Source organism: Gilliamella sp. B2717, assembly GCF_026536675.1.
Taxonomy (GTDB): Bacteria; Pseudomonadota; Gammaproteobacteria; order Enterobacterales; family Orbaceae; genus Gilliamella; species Gilliamella apicola_I.
The window spans coordinates 44,261-62,250 of the sequence record NZ_JAFNNQ010000090.1 but is presented as its reverse complement, the minus strand read 5'-3'; the positions used below and the strand labels follow the sequence as shown (position 1 = coordinate 62,250).

Annotated in this window: 18 protein-coding genes; 3 read left to right on the top strand and 15 right to left on the bottom strand. The window is 35.9% G+C overall.

The annotated features are described in order from the left end of the window. Window positions 1-128: 128 nt before the first annotated feature. Entirely contained in the window at window positions 129-944 is an 816-nt protein-coding gene (murI, locus tag J3U35_RS08760; RefSeq protein ID WP_267360811.1) for a glutamate racemase, read from the bottom strand. 212 nt (window positions 945-1,156) lie between these two features. Between murI and metK the strand changes: the two genes are divergently transcribed. The 3 genes from metK (at window position 1,157) to J3U35_RS08745 (ending at window position 3,911) form a co-directional block, all read left to right on the top strand. After that, window positions 1,157-2,308: a methionine adenosyltransferase gene (gene metK / locus J3U35_RS08755; RefSeq protein ID WP_267352161.1), complete on the top strand. Its 1,152-nt coding sequence runs from the start codon at window positions 1,157-1,159 to the stop codon at window positions 2,306-2,308. After that, window positions 2,292-2,795: a SprT family zinc-dependent metalloprotease gene (locus J3U35_RS08750; protein WP_267360809.1), complete on the top strand. Its 504-nt coding sequence runs from the start codon at window positions 2,292-2,294 to the stop codon at window positions 2,793-2,795. The genes metK and J3U35_RS08750 overlap by 17 nt, the downstream gene beginning before the upstream one ends. Window positions 2,796-3,068: 273 nt before the next feature. Further along, window positions 3,069-3,911 (top strand): 23S rRNA (adenine(2030)-N(6))-methyltransferase RlmJ, encoded by an 843-nt coding sequence (locus tag J3U35_RS08745; protein WP_267352159.1) that lies wholly within the window; start codon window positions 3,069-3,071, stop codon window positions 3,909-3,911. A 68-nt stretch (window positions 3,912-3,979) separates the two neighbouring features. Here the strand turns inward: J3U35_RS08745 and J3U35_RS08740 are convergent, their stop codons facing one another. From J3U35_RS08740 to J3U35_RS08675, 14 genes are all read right to left on the bottom strand, one after another. Next, complete coding sequence (locus J3U35_RS08740; RefSeq protein WP_065559732.1) at window positions 3,980-4,348, bottom strand: diacylglycerol kinase; 369 nt, start codon at window positions 4,346-4,348, stop codon at window positions 3,980-3,982. 21 nt (window positions 4,349-4,369) lie between these two features. Continuing rightward, window positions 4,370-5,329: an acetyl-CoA carboxylase carboxyl transferase subunit alpha gene (gene accA, locus J3U35_RS08735; protein ID WP_267352158.1), complete on the bottom strand. Its 960-nt coding sequence runs from the start codon at window positions 5,327-5,329 to the stop codon at window positions 4,370-4,372. Window positions 5,330-5,570: 241 nt separating this feature from the next. Then, window positions 5,571-9,047 (bottom strand): DNA polymerase III subunit alpha, encoded by a 3,477-nt coding sequence (dnaE, locus tag J3U35_RS08730; protein WP_267360807.1) that lies wholly within the window; start codon window positions 9,045-9,047, stop codon window positions 5,571-5,573. 164 nt (window positions 9,048-9,211) lie between these two features. Beyond that, complete coding sequence (gene fabF, locus J3U35_RS08725; RefSeq protein WP_267352156.1) at window positions 9,212-10,456, bottom strand: beta-ketoacyl-ACP synthase II; 1,245 nt, start codon at window positions 10,454-10,456, stop codon at window positions 9,212-9,214. A 160-nt stretch (window positions 10,457-10,616) separates the two neighbouring features. After that, window positions 10,617-10,850, bottom strand: a complete 234-nt coding sequence (gene acpP, locus J3U35_RS08720; RefSeq protein WP_065559736.1) for an acyl carrier protein — start codon at window positions 10,848-10,850, stop codon at window positions 10,617-10,619. Between the two features lie 150 nt (window positions 10,851-11,000). Beyond that, the gene (fabG, locus tag J3U35_RS08715; protein ID WP_267352155.1) at window positions 11,001-11,735 is read right to left on the bottom strand and encodes a 3-oxoacyl-ACP reductase FabG; all 735 of its coding nucleotides are present in this window, start codon (window positions 11,733-11,735) and stop codon (window positions 11,001-11,003) included. A gap of 19 nt (window positions 11,736-11,754) precedes the next feature. Then, complete coding sequence (gene fabD, locus J3U35_RS08710; RefSeq protein ID WP_267360805.1) at window positions 11,755-12,690, bottom strand: ACP S-malonyltransferase; 936 nt, start codon at window positions 12,688-12,690, stop codon at window positions 11,755-11,757. Between the two features lie 36 nt (window positions 12,691-12,726). Next, on the bottom strand, window positions 12,727-13,680 hold the full coding sequence (locus J3U35_RS08705; protein WP_267352153.1) for a beta-ketoacyl-ACP synthase III: 954 nt from the start codon (window positions 13,678-13,680) through the stop codon (window positions 12,727-12,729). 4 nt (window positions 13,681-13,684) lie between these two features. Next, window positions 13,685-14,731, bottom strand: a complete 1,047-nt coding sequence (plsX, locus tag J3U35_RS08700; RefSeq protein WP_267352152.1) for a phosphate acyltransferase PlsX — start codon at window positions 14,729-14,731, stop codon at window positions 13,685-13,687. A gap of 33 nt (window positions 14,732-14,764) precedes the next feature. After that, entirely contained in the window at window positions 14,765-14,932 is a 168-nt protein-coding gene (rpmF, locus tag J3U35_RS08695) for a 50S ribosomal protein L32 (protein WP_025316508.1), read from the bottom strand. 4 nt (window positions 14,933-14,936) lie between these two features. After that, window positions 14,937-15,446, bottom strand: coding sequence for a 23S rRNA accumulation protein YceD (yceD, locus tag J3U35_RS08690; protein ID WP_267352151.1), 510 nt, complete (start codon window positions 15,444-15,446; stop codon window positions 14,937-14,939). Window positions 15,447-15,702: 256 nt separating this feature from the next. Then, a complete protein-coding gene (locus J3U35_RS08685) occupies window positions 15,703-16,620 on the bottom strand; it encodes a TPM domain-containing protein (RefSeq protein WP_220215978.1) in 918 nt (305 codons plus the stop codon). An 8-nt stretch (window positions 16,621-16,628) separates the two neighbouring features. After that, window positions 16,629-17,225 carry a LemA family protein gene (locus J3U35_RS08680; RefSeq protein ID WP_267352149.1) on the bottom strand — a complete coding sequence of 199 codons (597 nt, stop codon included), beginning with the start codon at window positions 17,223-17,225 and terminating at the stop codon, window positions 16,629-16,631. Between the two features lie 448 nt (window positions 17,226-17,673). After that, window positions 17,674-17,988 (bottom strand): antibiotic biosynthesis monooxygenase family protein, encoded by a 315-nt coding sequence (locus tag J3U35_RS08675; protein WP_065559744.1) that lies wholly within the window; start codon window positions 17,986-17,988, stop codon window positions 17,674-17,676. Between the last annotated feature and the right edge of the window lie 2 nt (window positions 17,989-17,990).

Here is a 17,990-nt window from a genome sequence, read left to right as displayed (position 1 = left end):
CTCACTAACCTCTTGTTCCGCCTGCTTTCGCTGACGCCGTGTCAGTGGATGCGCATTATAGGCACTTCATTTTTTTTTACAAGCAAAAAAAGCAGATCTTTGCTCTATTCGAGTAAGGTTTAAACACGCTAAATATTAATGTATTGATATTTATTAAGTTTATATTTAGTTAATTTGTCAGTTAATTTTTCAACATATTGGTTATAGTTGGTACTCATTACAATATTTTCCTTAGCACTCTTGTTTTCTGCATTTAAATCAAATTGTTCGTTAAGTAAATTATAGACACGAGTAGCAATAGCATTTCCTGAATCAATAAATGTCGCATTAGGAAAAATTATTTGTAACTCTTCTTTGATAAATGGATAGTGAGTACAACCTAATACAATAGTATCTGGTATAACAGGTTCAGAAAGCCACGGCGCAAGTAAAGTTTGTAATTGATTTATATCGACAGTAACACCTTGCAATTTATTTTCTGCAATAAATGCAAGCTCAGATAAGCCAAGTAGTTTAACTGTACAGTCCGTTGCAAATTCTTGAATGAGATTTGTTGTATAAGCGCGTTCAATGGTTGCCTTTGTTGCCAGCAGTCCGATACATTTGTTTTGGGTAATTTGGCAAGCTGGTTTAATAGCAGGAACAACACCTACAATAGGAAAAGAAAATTGGGATCTTAAACTCGGTAAACAGATAGTACTTGCTGTATTACATGCAATAACAGCTATGTCAATAAAATAATGTTTCGAAATATGTCCAATAATTGACGTGACCCTATCAATAAGAAATTCGGATGACTTATCGCCGTAAGGAAACATTTCATTATCAAATGCATAAATGTAATGTAGATTAGGCATCTTCTTGTAAATGGCGTCATATACCGATAATCCACCAATACCGGAATCAAAGACTAGCACTGTAGGAGTTGTATTTTTTATTTTCATATTTCTGTAGATGTTTAGCTAATTGATAGGTAAAAACGCAAACTATCGTAAATTGATTAAAAATTAATGCAAGTTATTTTATTACCTGCCATTGATGAAAAGACACTATTAGAAAAATTTTTTAACTAGACGTCTAGATGGTAAAACTGCTAAAATGAGCGCTATTTTGAATTTATATGTTATTCGTACGAATAAATTTAAGAAGGTATTGAATGTCAGAATTTCTATTCACTTCTGAATCAGTTTCAGAAGGTCATCCAGATAAAATTGCCGATCAAATCTCAGATGCGGTACTTGATGCTATTTTAAAGCAAGATCCTAAAGCTCGTGTTGCATGTGAAACCTATGTAAAAACAGGTATGGCACTTGTTGGTGGCGAGATTACAACCTCAGCATGGGTAGATATAGAAGAGTTAACCCGAAAAACAATTAGTGATATTGGATATACCAGTTCAGAAATGGGATTTGATGCTAATTCTTGTGCTGTTTTAAATGCAATTGGAAAACAATCACCCGATATTAACCAAGGTGTAGATCGTGAAGATCCTTTACAGCAAGGAGCAGGTGATCAGGGGATAATGTTTGGCTACGCAACCAATGAAATGCCAAACTTTATGCCAGCAGCAATCAGTTATGCTCATGAGCTTATGCATCGCCAAGCTGAAGTTAGAAAAAAAGGAATACTTCCATGGTTAAGACCTGATGCCAAAAGCCAAGTAACATTAATTTATGAAAATGGCATAATTAAAGGTGTTGATACGATTGTTTTATCCACTCAACATGCAGAAGATATTGAACAAAATGCATTACATGAAGCGGTAATGGAGGAGATCATCAAACCAACCTTACCAGCTGAGTGGTTAACTTCCCGAACTAAATATTTCATCAATCCAACTGGGCGTTTTGTTATTGGCGGACCTATGGGGGATTGTGGGTTAACCGGACGTAAAATAATTGTGGATACTTATGGTGGAGCAGCTCGTCATGGTGGTGGGGCTTTTTCTGGTAAAGATCCATCAAAAGTTGACCGTTCGGCTGCTTATGCTGCTCGTTATGTTGCAAAAAATATTGTTGCTGCTGGATTAGCTGATAGATGTGAATTACAACTATCTTATGCAATTGGTATTGCTAATCCGACTTCAATTTATGTTAATACATTTGGCACGGAAAAAATTGCGCATGATAAAATTGTTGCATTAATTAAGGAATTTTTTGATTTAAGACCTTATGGACTGATTAAAATGCTAAATTTAATTCAACCAATTTATCAAAAAACAGCAAGTTATGGTCACTTTGGACGAGATATTTTTCCTTGGGAACAAACAGATAAAGCGGCTCAATTACGAGATGCAGCAGGACTTTAAACGTATCCCCATAAATTTGCACAACCAAGTTATAGCTTGCCTAAGAAAAAACTTAGCGCAAGCTAATCAATTGCTAAATATGCAATTTACCGAACCTAAAATAATTTATAAACCTAAAGGAAGTGTGGCAGGAAGTGCTTTTCTAATGCGTTGGGAAATCCAATTGAATTCAATAATGCTTGCCGACAATGGACAAGTATTTATTGAAGAAGTTGTGCCCCATGAGTTAGCGCACCTAATTGTTTTTAAAAAATTTGGCAACGTAAAGCCTCATGGCAAAGAATGGCAATATGTTATGTCAAATATCCTAGGTAAAATGCCTAAAACAACTCATAATTTCGATGTTAAACGAGACTTTTATTTATACTATTGTGAGTGTCAGGAGCATCAATTAACAAAGATTAGACACAATAAAGTTCAGCACAATAATATAAATTATTTATGTCGCAAATGTGGTACACAACTTAAACAAAAAATGTTGTCCTAAATGTGAGATGACGAGAATACGTTACCTATAATCTCTTGCCATATACACTTTAAGGCTACAAAGTTGAAAAAATCCCTTTCTGACTTATAATACTCATTCTCCTTATATTTAGGTTACACCGATATCGCAAAATATAGTTTATATGGCTATCAATTTCTGATGATAACATCAGTATTCAACTTTAATTGAAAATTAATGAAAATGACTTGCCTACTTTATTAAGCTTTATCTATTTCACATGCAAAATAATAAACAAATGAGGCTAAATTTTTAATGTTAAGTTATCGTCATAGCTACCATGCAGGTAATCATGCAGATGTTTTAAAACATATTGTATTAACACTATGTATTGAATCGTTAAAGGAAAAAGAAAAACCTTTTTTATATCTGGATACTCACAGTGGTGCGGGGCGATATTTATTAAAAAGTGAACATGCTGAGAAAACGGGAGAATATTTATCTGGGATTAATTTATTATGGCAACAACCGGATCTTCCAAAACAACTTGATACTTATCTATCAATTCTTCAGCGCTACAATCCATTTGATACTTTAAAGTATTATCCTGGTTCACCGCTCATTGCTAAACAGCTACTTCGGGAACAAGATAAACTTAATCTTACCGAATTACATCCAACAGACTATCCTTTGTTAAGGCAGGAATTTAATAAGGATAAACGCGCAAGAGTATTACGTGAAGATGGCTTTGCACAATTAAAATCAAAATTACCTCCCGAATCACGCCGAGGACTGATATTAATTGATCCTTCATATGAGATCAAAGATGATTATCAAAAAATTCCAACGGCGATAAATGAAGCGTATAAACGTTTTGCGACTGGTGTTTATCTTATCTGGTATCCTGTCGTATCACGAACACAGACCCAAAGGATGATTGATGGAATTGTAAATTTAGGAATTAAGCGAATTTCACAGTTTGAGCTTGCTCTAAAACCTGACAATAATCAGAAAGGAATGACAGCATCCGGTATGATTGTAATTAATCCGCCTTGGAAGCTACATGAGCAAATGCAATCGATCATGCCATGGTTAAAAGAGAAGCTGGATACAGAAAAAACAGGCAACTTCACCATTAAAGAGCTAGTATCGGAATAAAAAAGAATGAAATGCGAGTATTTCACTCGCACTATTATCATTCAAATTGTCAATGAGTTAGAAAGAATTTAGGGAAAAAAGTGGCAGGAAAATAAGTAAATCCATAAAATTACCGTTAATAATAACGATAAAAACACGGCTGCAGATCCATAATCCTTAGCACGACCCGATAATTCGTGTCTTTCACTACCGATTCTATCTACCACACATTCAATGGCACTGTTGATAAGCTCAACAATCATCACAACACCAATAGAACCTAATAATAAAATACGTTCATATATCGTGAAATCAATTAGCATGACCACAATATAAGCCACAATCAACAACAATAATTCTTGACGAAATGCGGTTTCATATTTGATCGCTGATTTAAACCCTTTAAAAGAGTACTTTGTTGCATTAATTATACGTTTTAAACCCGTCTTTTTTTCCATAATAATAGTATTCCAATAAGGCTATCTTGCATAACCATAGTTCATAAGGCGTTGAAATCTTCTTTCAAGCAGTACGGATAAATCCATTTCTTCAAGTTCATTAAGATCATTAATTAACTGTTTTTTCAAAGAATCGGATACCGCAAAATAATCACGATGAGCACCACCTAGTGGTTCAGGAATTATTGAATCAATTAGATCTAATTTAAGTAATTTATCAGCTGTCATATTCATTGCTTCAGCAGCAACAGGAGCTTTATCAGCACTTTTCCACAAAATAGATGCACACCCTTCAGGAGAAATAACCGAATAAGTACTGTACTGCAACATGTTCACTTTATCAGCAACACCAATCGCGAGTGCTCCACCAGAACCGCCTTCACCAATAACAGTACAAATAGTTGGAACGTTAAGACGAGACATTTCGCGTAAATTTCTAGCTATTGCTTCAGCTTGTCCTCGCTCTTCGGCACCAATACCAGGATATGCTCCCGGCGTATCAATAAAAGTAATAATAGGTAATTTAAAACGTTCAGCTAATTGCATTAAACGTAATGCTTTTCGATAACCTTCAGGTGCAGGCATACCAAAGTTACGATATATTTTCTGTTTTGTTTCACGACCTTTTTGATGACCAATTACCATAACTGGTCGATCATCAATACGAGCAATACCACCGACGATTGCTTTATCATCAGCATAAGCACGATCACCTGCTAACTCATCAAAATCAGTAAAAATTTCTTTGATATAATCTAGTGTATAGGGTCTATTTGGATGTCTGGCTAATTGTGCGATTTCCCATGGAGATAAATTTGCAAATATTTTTTTTGTTAACTCTCGACTTTTTTTATTTAGCTGTTTAATCTCTTTGTCTAAATTGATATCTAATTCAACTTGTTGTGAATCAATATTCTTTAAGGAATTAATTTTTGCTTCTAATTCCGCTATCGGCTTTTCAAATTCCAAAAAATTGTTCATAACGCTTATGATTGCCTCTTAATTTATTTTGTATTTGTAATAAATACATTATTTAATATAGTATAAAGACTAATTCTTAAAATAAAATTAAGTCAATTTTACTATGTAATACTAATTAAAGTCATCTACATTTATCAGTTATCGACTGGGATATAAAAAAGAACAACTTATTTTTATCCTTAAATGTAGATTTGCTATATTCCTTTATTTTACTTAATAGGAATAATTTTATATTAATTTACTAAAATTCAAATTCAATACGATCATTACCTAGCAAGGTTTTAAGCTCTACAATCAAAGCATCCTCAGGAATAACTCGCCAAGTTGTACCGAATTGTATTCTAACGATCGAGTCATCCCTATGATAGTAAAGATTTACAGGTACACTACCATGTCGATAGGGTTCAAATAGTTGTTGTAGACGCTGCAACATTGCTCTATCAGCTTCACTGTCAGTTAATGTCACCGCCAAACCTTTAACATACTTCGCTCGGGCATCCTTCAAGTCAACCATATCACGTACCGTCATTTTGAATCCACCATTAAAATCATCATGACTGACTTGACCTGTGACGATCAAAATTTTATCTTTAACCAATAAATGCTCAAATTTTTCCAGTGCATCAGTAAAAAGCATACCGTCAATACGACCTGAGCGATCATCCAACGTAAATAAACCGATTTTGTTCCCTTTTTTAGTAATGCGAACTCTAGCATCAACAACAATACCAGCAAAAGTGGCCATTTTTCCCCAACCCGTTGGAGAAGCTTCACTTATCCGTAAACCTCCAGCATAACGATTTAACTCCTTCAGGTATTGTGTAACCGGATGCCCCGTTAAATAAAGCCCTAAAGTATCACGTTCACCATCAAGCAAAACTTGTTCTGGCAGTTCTGGAACAGCTGCATAAGCATGTTCAACTTGTTCTGGTTCTTCAGCTAATACACCAAACATATCTTCTTGACCAATATCTTGTGCTTTAGCATATTGATCCGCCGCTTGCATAGCGTCGTTAATACTATTTAAAATCGCTGCTCGATGTGGACCTAATTTATCAAAAGCGCCAGCCATGGTGAGTTTTTCTAAAACACGACGGTTAATTTTTTTCATATCTGTTCGTGCACATAATTCAAAAATATTTTTGAAATATCCACCACTATTGCGCGCTTCAACTATCGCCTCAATCGGACCTTCGCCCACACCTTTTATTGCACCAATACCGTAAACAATTTCACCTTTTTCATTCACATGAAAATGATACAACCCACTGTTAATATCCGGCGGATTAATTTTGAGTCCCATGCGTAGGCATTCATCGACCAGACCCACGATTTTATCGGTATTGTCCATATCAGCCGTCATAACTGCCGCCATAAACTCTGCAGGATAGTGTGTTTTTAGCCAGAGAGTTTGATAAGAAACAAGTGCATAAGCAGCCGAATGCGATTTGTTAAAACCATAACCTGCGAATTTTTCAACTAAATCAAAAATCCTCATAGCCAGTTCTCCATCTACGCCCTGCTTTTCAGCGCCTTCTTTAAATACAGAACGTTGCTTAGCCATTTCTTCTGGCTTTTTCTTACCCATAGCTCGACGTAATAAATCCGCACCACCTAAGGTATAACCAGATAACGTTTGTGCTATTTGCATGACCTGTTCTTGATAGAGAATAATGCCATAAGTTGGTTCTAATATAGGCTTCAAGGATTCGTGCTGATGATTAATATCGGGATAAGACACCTCTTCACGACCATGTTTACGATCGATAAAATTATCCACCATTCCTGATTGTAGAGGCCCTGGTCGGAATAATGCGACTAATGCAATCATATCTTCAAAGCAGTCGGGCTTTAAACGTCTTATGAGATCTTTCATACCACGCGATTCAAGCTGGAAAACAGCAGTCGTTTCTGCATTTAACAGTAAATCAAACGATTTCTGATCATCAAGAGGAATGCGTGTAATATCAACCGCTTCTAGACCTTCTCTTGCCTGACGCTCATTAATCATTTTGATTGCCCAATCAATAATGGTTAACGTACGTAATCCTAAAAAGTCGAATTTGACCAGTCCTGCATATTCAACATCATTTTTATCAAATTGTGTAACGGGATGATGACCTTCAGAATCACAATAGATAGGCGAAAAATCTGTAATTTTAGTTGGTGAAATCACGACCCCTCCGGCGTGTTTACCGGCGTTTCGAGTCACTCCTTCTAATTGTCTGGCAATATCAATTAATGATTTTACATCTTCATTATTGTCATAAATTTCTTGCAATTGAGGCTCGAGTTCAAACGCTTTTGCAAGGGTCATTCCGGGGTCAAGAGGTATGAGCTTTGCGATACGATCAACAAATCCATAAGGGTGTCCCAGCACTCGTCCCACATCGCGTATAACGGCTTTAGCAGCCATTGTACCAAATGTAATAATTTGTGAAACTGCATCTCGACCGTACATGTCAGCAACATGATCAATCACTAAATCACGTTTTTCCATACAGAAATCAACATCAAAATCTGGCATTGATACCCGTTCAGGATTTAAAAAACGTTCAAAAAGTAAGTCAAAGGCTAACGGATCCAAATCCGTAATTTTCAGTGCATAAGCAACAAGAGAACCAGCCCCTGAACCACGACCCGGACCGACAGGAATATCATTATCTTTAGACCATTGAATAAATTCCATAACGATCAGGAAATAGCCAGGAAACCCCATTTGGTTGATTACGTTTAATTCGGTTTCTAAACGTTCATCATATTCTGGTCGTTTTTGTTGTCTAACGTTAGGATCAGGAAATAAAAGTTCTAATCTTTCTTCCAAACCTTCACGTGATTTGTGAACTAAAAAATCTTCTGTAGACATATTCCCTGTTGGGAACTTAGGTAAAAAATACTCCCCTAATCGAATCGACACATTACAACGTTTGGCTATTTCAACACTATTTTCTAATGCTTCTGGAATGTCAGAAAACAGTTCGCACATTTCTTGTTCTGAACGTAAATATTGTTCAGCTGAGTAGTGTTTGGGTCTATTAGGATCTTCAAGGGTATTACCATCGTGAATAGCAACCCGAATTTCGTGAGCTTCAAAATCAGAAGGAACCAAAAATCTTACATCATTAGTTGCCACAACAGGTAATGCATATTGTTCTGCAAGTTTAACCGCACTATGAATAAATAGTTCTTCATTAACACGTTTGGTACGTACTAATTCAAAGTAAAAATGATCTGGAAAGTTTTCACAATAAAATTGAATAGCATTATCAATAATTGATTGATTATTGCGAATGATTCCGATACCAATATCACTTTCACGACCCGCTAAAACAATTAATCCAGATCGATACTCTGTTAACCATTCTTGATCAACAACCGGAATATCACCGATGTAACCTCTTTCATAAGCTTTGGAAATCAGTAAGGTAAGATTTTTATATCCATCATTATTGGCTGCAAGTAAAGTTAACCGAAAAATATCATCTGGCATTTGTGGATTTTTTATAGCAAGATCAGCACCAATAATAGGTTTGATGCCTTTTGACATTGCTGTGCCATAAAATTTTACAAGACCACATAAATTAGTAAAATCGGTAATCGCAAAGGCTGGCATCTGTAACTTGCTCACCTCATTTACTAATGTGCCTACTTTCGCAATTCCGTCAACCATAGAAAAATCGCTATGCAAATGGAGATGAATAAATTGTGGTTCTGCCATAATTTCCAGTAATGATAATGCTTTAAAATTTATATAAGATTATAACACAAGCTATATAAATATTCTTATTCTCTTTGTCGATAAGATTTAACACATCTAAAATAATTTTCAGGAAGGCTTTCGTCGATAATAAAAATTACCGACGAATAATTTAGAATAAGAAATTAGATTTTTTTGAATAACACTGAACCATTCGTTCCACCGAAACCAAACGAGTTACACAGTGCATACTCTAAATTCTTAACTTGACGAGCTGTATGAGGAACATAATCGAGATCACATCCTTCATCAGGATTATCTAAATTAATTGTTGGCGGTACAGCTTGATCACGTAATGCAAGTACAGTAAAGATTGATTCAACAGCACCAGCTGCACCGAGTAAATGACCAATCATTGATTTTGTTGAACTGACCATAACTTTGCTTGAATTTTCTTTAAAAATACTTTTTACTGCTTGAGTTTCAGCTTTATCACCTGCAGGAGTCGATGTCCCATGCGCATTGATATAACCAACTTGATTAGGTGTAATACCTGCATCACGAATTGCACATTTCATCGCTAAAGCTGCACCACTACCATCTTCTGGAGGTGAAGTCATATGGTAAGCATCGCCGCTCATTCCAAAACCGACAACTTCAGCATAAATTTTAGCACCACGTTTTTTAGCATGCTCATACTCTTCTAAAAACATGATTCCTGCACCGTCGCCAAGTACAAAACCATCACGGTCTTTATCCCAAGGTCGACTCGCCGCTTTAGGATTGTCATTATTGGTTGATAATGCACGTGCTGCACCAAAACCACCAATACCAAGCGGTGTACTCGCTTTTTCGCCACCACCGGCAAGCATGCCGTCTGCATCACCATAAGCAATCATTCTTGCTGCATGTCCGATATTATGAACGCCAGAAGAACAAGCGGTAGCTATAGTAATACTCGGTCCTTTTAATCCATAAATAATAGATAAATGACCAGCAATCATATTAACGATGGTTGATGGAACAAAAAATGGGCTAATTTTACGTGGTCCGCCATTAATTAGCGCACTGTGATTTTCCTCAATTAATCCAAGTCCACCAATACCTGAACCAATAGCGCAGCCAATACGTTCTGAATTTTCTTCCGTAATTTCGATGCCAGCATCTTGCATTGCTTGAATACCAGCGGCTATGCCATATTGGATAAAATAATCCATTTTACGTGCATCTTTACGTGAAATATTATAATCTTCGCCATTAAAGTTTTTAACCATCGCTGCGAAGCGCGTTGCAAAAGGGGCTGTATCAAAATGTTCGATGAGTTCAACACCACTTTGACCTGCTAATAAAGCTTGCCATGTGGATTCAACTGTATTACCAACTGGAGATATCATGCCCATTCCAGTAACAACAACTCTGCGTTTAGACACATTGTCCTCCAGAAAAGGATTGAGATGAAATTTGAATCAATGAAATTTTTACTTTGAGTTTTCTAATAATAAACATCAAGTTGATATACTTCAACAAGTTAAAGACATAAATATAAACTAGGCGATCAGTTGACCGCCTATTATGAAAACTCAGCTAAAATTATTGATTTGCAGTAATATAATCAATTGCTGATTGAACAGTTGTGATTTTTTCAGCTTCTTCGTCAGGAATTTCTGTATCGAATTCTTCTTCTAAAGCCATAACTAGTTCAACAGTATCAAGAGAGTCAGCGCCAAGATCTTCTACAAAAGAAGATTCATTTTTTACTTCGTCTTCTTTCACACCAAGTTGCTCAACAATAATACTTTTAACTCGCTCTTCAATAGTGCTCATACTCTTTTTTTTCCTATAAAAATCGCCGAAAGTGGCGGTGAATGTAAGTTTATAAAATGTTGAAAAAGATGCAAATCATTTTTCAACCCAATTGCTTAATTTTTGTTCGAATCGTCAAAATATTAACTTATTTTACACTATTCCAATCAATTACACCATATACATGCCACCATTGACATGCAAAGTTTCACCCGTGATGTAAGAAGCTTCATCAGATGCCAAAAATGCCACAGCACTTGCAATTTCAGCGGGTTCACCTAAACGCCCTGTAGGGACTTGTGCTAATGTTAACGCTTTCTGATCATCAGTAAGTGCTTCTGTCATATCTGTTGCGATAAAGCCTGGCGCAACAACATTGACTGTAATTCCTCGTGATGCGACTTCACGAGCTAATGATTTACTAAAACCAATTAAACCTGCTTTTGCTGCCGCATAATTCGCTTGACCGGCGTTACCCATCGTTCCCACAACTGAACCGATAGTAATAATTCTGCCATAACGCTTTTTCATCATAGTTCGCATTAAGGCTTTTGAGAGACGAAACACAGAAGTTAAATTGGTATTCAAAATATCTTGCCATTCATCTTCTTTCATTCTCATTAATAAATTATCACGGGTAATACCTGCATTATTAACCAAAATATCAATATCACCAAATTCCGTTTTAATTGCACCAATAACCGATTCAATTGATGCTTCATCTGTCACATTCAAAGCATAACCTTTACCGTGTGAGCCTAAATATTGGCTTATTGCTTCAGCACCTTTTTCCGTTGTTGCTGTACCAATAACTGTTGCACCACATGCAACTAATTTTTCTGCAATCGCTTTACCTATTCCGCGGCTGGCACCTGTAACTAAAGCAATTTTTCCTGATAGGTTCATAACTACCTCTTTTAAATTTTTATTTAGTATTTTCTAACGCAACATCTAATGAAGCTTTATCATTGACTGCACTAGCAGACAATGAATCAACAATACGTTTAGTCAATCCTGTTAATACTTTACCTGGTCCCATTTCAACTAAAAGGGTTATACCTTGTTTTGCCATTTCTTCAACTGTTTCAGTCCATCGAACAGGACTATAAAGCTGAGCAATAAGCGCTGCTTTAATTTGATCTGCAGATGATTCAACTTTAACATCGACATTATTAATTACTGCAAATTTTGGCGTATTAAAAGTAATGTTTTCTAATGCTATTGCTAATTTATCTGCTGCCGGTTTCATCAATGCACAATGTGAAGGAACACTCACGGCAAGAGGTAATGCGCGTTTAGCACCTGCTTCTTTACATAAAGCACCAGCACGTTCAACCGCTTCTTTATTACCAGCAATAACAACTTGACCCGGTGAGTTGAAATTAACAGGTGCAACAATTTGACCTTGAGCGGCTTGTTCACATGCTTTACGAATTGATTCATTATCAAGTCCAATGATTGCATACATTGCGCCTGTACCTGTTGGTACGGCTTCTTGCATAAGTTGTCCGCGTAGTTCGACTAATTTGATAGCATCTTTAAAATCAATAACACCTGCACAAACTAATGCTGAATATTCACCTAAACTATGGCCTGCCATAAAATCTGGTTGTGCACCATTTACATTCTGCCATACCCGATAAATTGCTACAGATGCAGCAAGTAACGCAGGTTGTGTTTGCCAAGTTTTATTTAATTCTTCTACTGGACCATCTTGTACAAGTGTCCATAAGTCATAGCCTAATACCTGTGAAGCTTCATCAAAAGTTGATTTCACAATTGGATAATTATCAGCAAGATCTTTTAGCATACCTACCGCTTGTGAACCTTGTCCTGGAAATACCATTGCAAATTTGGTCATTTTAAAATCCTTGATCACATAAAAATAATTGATTAGTTAAAATCTAATGAGCGCAGAGCCCCATACAAAACCGCCACCAAATGCCTCTAATAGAATTAATTGGCCACGTTGAATGCGTCCATCTCGGACACCTGCATCTAATGCACAAGGTACCGATGCAGCTGAAGTATTTCCTTGTTTATCCAACGTTACAATGACTTTACTCATATCCATATCTAATCGTTTAGCTGTCGCTGAAATAATTCTTAAATTTGCTTGGTGAGGCACCAACCAATCTAAATCGGCTTTATTAAAAGCATTTTCAGTTAAAAGCTCATCAACTAAATTTGAGAGTTCTTTAACTGCTATTTTAAACACTTCATTACCATGCATCGTCATATAAACAGGATCATTCATATCACGGCGATCAACATAAGGATATTTTAATAGATCCCCGTAACGTCCATCGGCATGTAAATGTGAAGCAATAATACCAGGCTCTTCAGATGCGCCTACAACAACAGCACCTGCTCCATCACCAAAAATAATAATAGTGCCACGATCATCCGGATCAACACCACGTGTTAACATGTCAGACCCCACTACTAAAGCATATTTGATCGCACCACTTTTTACATATTTATCCGCAATATCTAACGCATAAACAAATCCTGAACATGCAGCCGAAACATCAAAGGCAATCACATCACCTATTTCAAGTTTAGCTTGTAGTTCAGTTGCAGAACTTGGAAAAGCATTCACTGAAGTTGCTGTTGCAACAATGATCAAACCGATATCATTTTTATCGATACCTGCCATGTCAATAGCATTAATTGCAGCTTCATAGGCCATTGTTGTTACAGTTTCATCTGGAGCGGCAATACGCCTTTCTTTGATGCCAGTGCGTGTCGTAATCCATTCATCACTAGTATCAACCATTTTTTCAAGATCTGCGTTGGTTCGTATCTGTTTTGGAAGATAACTTCCTGTTCCTAATATCTTTGTATACATCTAATTATTCGCTCTTAGGTAGTGCGGAAGAAAGACTGGTTGCAATCTTCTCTGGTATATTTGTTTGTATAGCCAAAATAGCTTGTTCTATTGCTGCAAAAAAAGATTTTTGATTGGCACTACCGTGACTTTTAATCACAATACTTTGAAGTCCAAGTAAACAGGCTCCATTATATCGCCCAGGATCCAAATAACAAAAATTTTTTGCAATCTTTCTTTGTATCCATTTGCTCAGTAATTTCATTAAAAATGAATTATGATTTAAGGATAATTTGAGCGAAGACATAAAAATTTTGATTAAGCCTTCTACCGTTTTTAATGTTACATTACCCACAAATCCATCACAGACTAATACATCGGTTTTACCAGTTAAAAGATCATTGCCTTCTAAATAACCGATATAATTAATTTGTTCATTCGATTTTAAAACTGCCGCTGCTGCACGAATTTTATCTAATCCTTTAATATCCTCTTCACCAATGTTAAGTAATGCAACTCGTGGAGTTTCGATCTTAAGTACGGTTTTGGCAAGAATCTCACCCATTATCGCAAATTGTACTAACATATCACTATCACATTCAGCGTTAGCGCCAAGATCCAAAACGACTGTATCATGATTATTTAATGCTGGTATAGTCGCAACCAGAGCGGGACGGTCAATACCGGTTAGAGAATGTAATAATAGTTTAGACAACCCCATCAAAGCGCCCGTATTACCCGCACTAACACATGCCTGAGCAGAGTTATCTTTGACAAGTTCCAATGCGATTCTCATTGAAGAGCCTTGACTATGACGAATTGCGTAAGAGGGTTTCATGTCATTCGTAATCACAGTGGTTGATTCTATCAATACCAATCGACCATCATTTTGATACTGTGCAATAAGTTTGGTGTTTTCTTTAGACAAAAAGGAGCTTATTTCTGTTAGATTACCTACCAGAAAAATAGAAAGATTTGGATAACGATTTAATGCTTGTATTGCAGCAGGAACAACAATACGAGGACCGAAGTCCCCGCTCATAGCATCTAACGCGATGGTTAGATTATCCAAAATGTCACCTGAGGATTTCTAAATTCGCAGTAATTATTTAGAAATCACTTTACGACCACGATAATAACCATCAGCGGTTACGTGATGACGTAAATGTGTTTTACCTGATTCATCAACTGAGATATTAGCAACAGTTAATGCATCATGTGAACGACGCATACCACGTTTTGCACGAGTTTTACGATTCTGTTGAACAGCCATGGATTTACCCCTTATTCTTTAAACTAACTAAAATTGCAAATGGATTTGGCTTTTCATTCTCTTTTGGAATATCACCAAATACCATATCTGCCTCTGACACTTCGCAGTGTTTACTATCATGTACCGGCGCAATTGGTAACGAGAGAATAATTTCGTCCTCAAGTAACGCTAATATATCCACTTCACCGAACTCGTTCATCAGAACAGGTTCATAATGTTCCGGTAGTGTCTCTGCTTGAGCATCGCTCTTTACAGGACTAAATTTATTCATCACATGAATTTCAGTGATAAAAGGTTTAAAACAACGTTGGCAAATCAGTTCCAACGTTATCTTCGCATCAATGTTGATAACACAGAGTTTTTGCTCATCATAATCAAAAGATAAGCGGCACTCGATATCACTTTTTGGACTTTCAATCCTTGTTGCACTTTTTGCTGGATAATATCCAACATAATCAAGTCGTTTCTGTGCAGCTTTAATAGGATCGATCGTTAATGGCAATTTATTTTGCATAAAATATGCACATCTACCTTAAAAAATTATTCAGTGTAGCTAAAAACTACACGATGCCGTAAGGCGCGCATATTACCTTTAAATCAAGGTTTCGTCAATGGGATCGTAGAAGATAATTTGTTTTAGTCGTTGATTATTGGCTTGATATTTTTATTACTCCATTATTTCAATAATATAAAAAACATCAAATTTGAAATTTTTATTTGATAATTATAAGCCAATTTTAACAAACTAATTAAAACGATTTCTAATCAATCTACCAGCTACCAGAAGCGCCACCACCACCACTACGACCACCTCCGCCACCGCTAAATCCTCCTGAGCCGCCTCCAAACCCACCACCGCCAAAACCTCCTCCACGGAATCCGCCGCCACCTGAACCACTGCTACCATTTATTCGTAAAAATCCACTCGCAATCGTACTCATGACAAACGCCAAGAATAGTAAGATAAAAGCAATGGATATAGAATGACCATTCCATAAGGTAAACCCACCTACTGATAATCCATTAAGTAGCCCAGTACCCAAATTTCGACTGGCAGAGCGTTTAGACGATCCTAGCGGAATAATACTATTGATAACAAAGCAAATGAAAAAAGAGACCAAACCATAATTAAATAATTTAGCACCAAATTCACCAGCAAGAAGCGTACCAATATCGGATTCATTGCTATTTTCATTACCTAGAGGTTCTGAGTTATCTATTTTTTGTTTCAAAACGGATATAGCATTTTTGATACCTTGATAATAGTTATTTTGTTTGAATTCCGGTGTTAATTGTTCACGTATAATATGGCTAGCAATTAAATCGGTTATGGTTCCCTCTAACCCATAACCAACTTCAATATGCATACGTCTATCGTCTTTAGCGATTAATAATAAAATACCATTATCTTGTCCTTTTTTTCCTATTCCCCATTGAGCAAAAACTCGAGTTGCACATTGTTCAATGGTTTCATCTTCAAGTTTTGCAATCATTAATATGATAATTTGAGCACCGTCAGTTCTTGGTTTTTCAAATTCAATTAGACTCGATTCTAAATCATCAATTTGTGATGGTGTCAGTGTATTTGTCGTATCAATCACCCGCCGGGTAAATTGTGGAATTTCAGTCAGCCCAAAACAAAACCAACTGAATATTAACAATAAGCTAACTGGAAAGTATCTCTTCATTATATTCACTACCCAAAATTAACTGCAGGTGCATTAGAAATCTGTTTTTCATTTTCAACACTAAACTGTTGTTTTGGTTTTACACCTAAAACATCTGCTACCCATTTTGTGGGTAATTGACGGATATAAATATTGAAATTTTGCACTGCTTCAATATAGCGTCCTCGAGCAACAGCAATACGGTTCTCAGTACCTTCAAGTTGGCTCATTAAATCTTGATATAGTGTATTAGCTTTAAGCTCTGGATAATTTTCACTGACTGCTATCAAACGACTTAATGCAGAACTCAATTCAGATTGAGCTTGTTGAAATTTAGAAAATAAAGTAGGATCGGTAAGTTGATCTGCGTTTAATTGTATTGAACCAACTTTGGCTCGGGCGTCAGTGACTTGTGTAAACACCTCTTTCTCGTGTGTCGCATACCCTTTAACAGTATTAACCAAATTAGGGACTAAATCTGCTCGACGTTTATACTGGTTAATAACTTCTGACCATGAAGCTGCCACTTTTTCATCTTGGGTTTGGATACTATTGTAGTTTTTAAAAAAAATGAATCCGGCAACAATAAGTAACGCAATAATGAGTAACACAAGTTTTGATTTCATCGTAAACCCCTTATAAAATTGTCTAATTAATAGGTAATGTAGAAAAACACAACTAATTGAAACCATTAACAATTAAACTAAGGACATCAAAATATAGATCAATATATGAAATGAGTACTGAATATCATTAATATATAAACATGAATTAAATCAGAACCAAAAAAGAACACTATAAGTAATAAAGAAAAGATAGTCAGGAAAAAAGTAATTCAATGTGGATTAGCTTAATTTTTCATTGGTTTTGTATTTTTTAGAATAAATATACGCTAATCACACCAATATTTTTATAATAGTTAGATTGTATTATAGCCATTTTTATAAACTTTGCGAAGTATAATCACAACTTATTATTTAATTCCTTATGTCACTATTAGATTATTGCTCACATAACCTTAATGAATTAATGATGAATCGGAATATTAGATTTTTGTTTGTTTCATCAAATTTATTATTTTAGTAAAACATCAAAACATTCTAATTGTGCCGGTTCAAAATAGATATCACTATTATTCGGTCGATTATTCGTATTACGATGAGTGTGTTTGAAGTGATCTGAGTTTACCCAAGCTTCAAAATCAGCCTTAGATTCCCACTCGGCAAATGAAGAAAATAAAGTATAATCCTGCTCAGTTTTTCCTTGTAGAAAGTAAAAGCGATTAAATCCTTTCATCTCTTTCAAATGACTATCACGATTACGCCATATGTCAATAAAAGTCTCTTCACTACCTCGTTTTATTTTAAAACGGTTCATAACAATATACATAT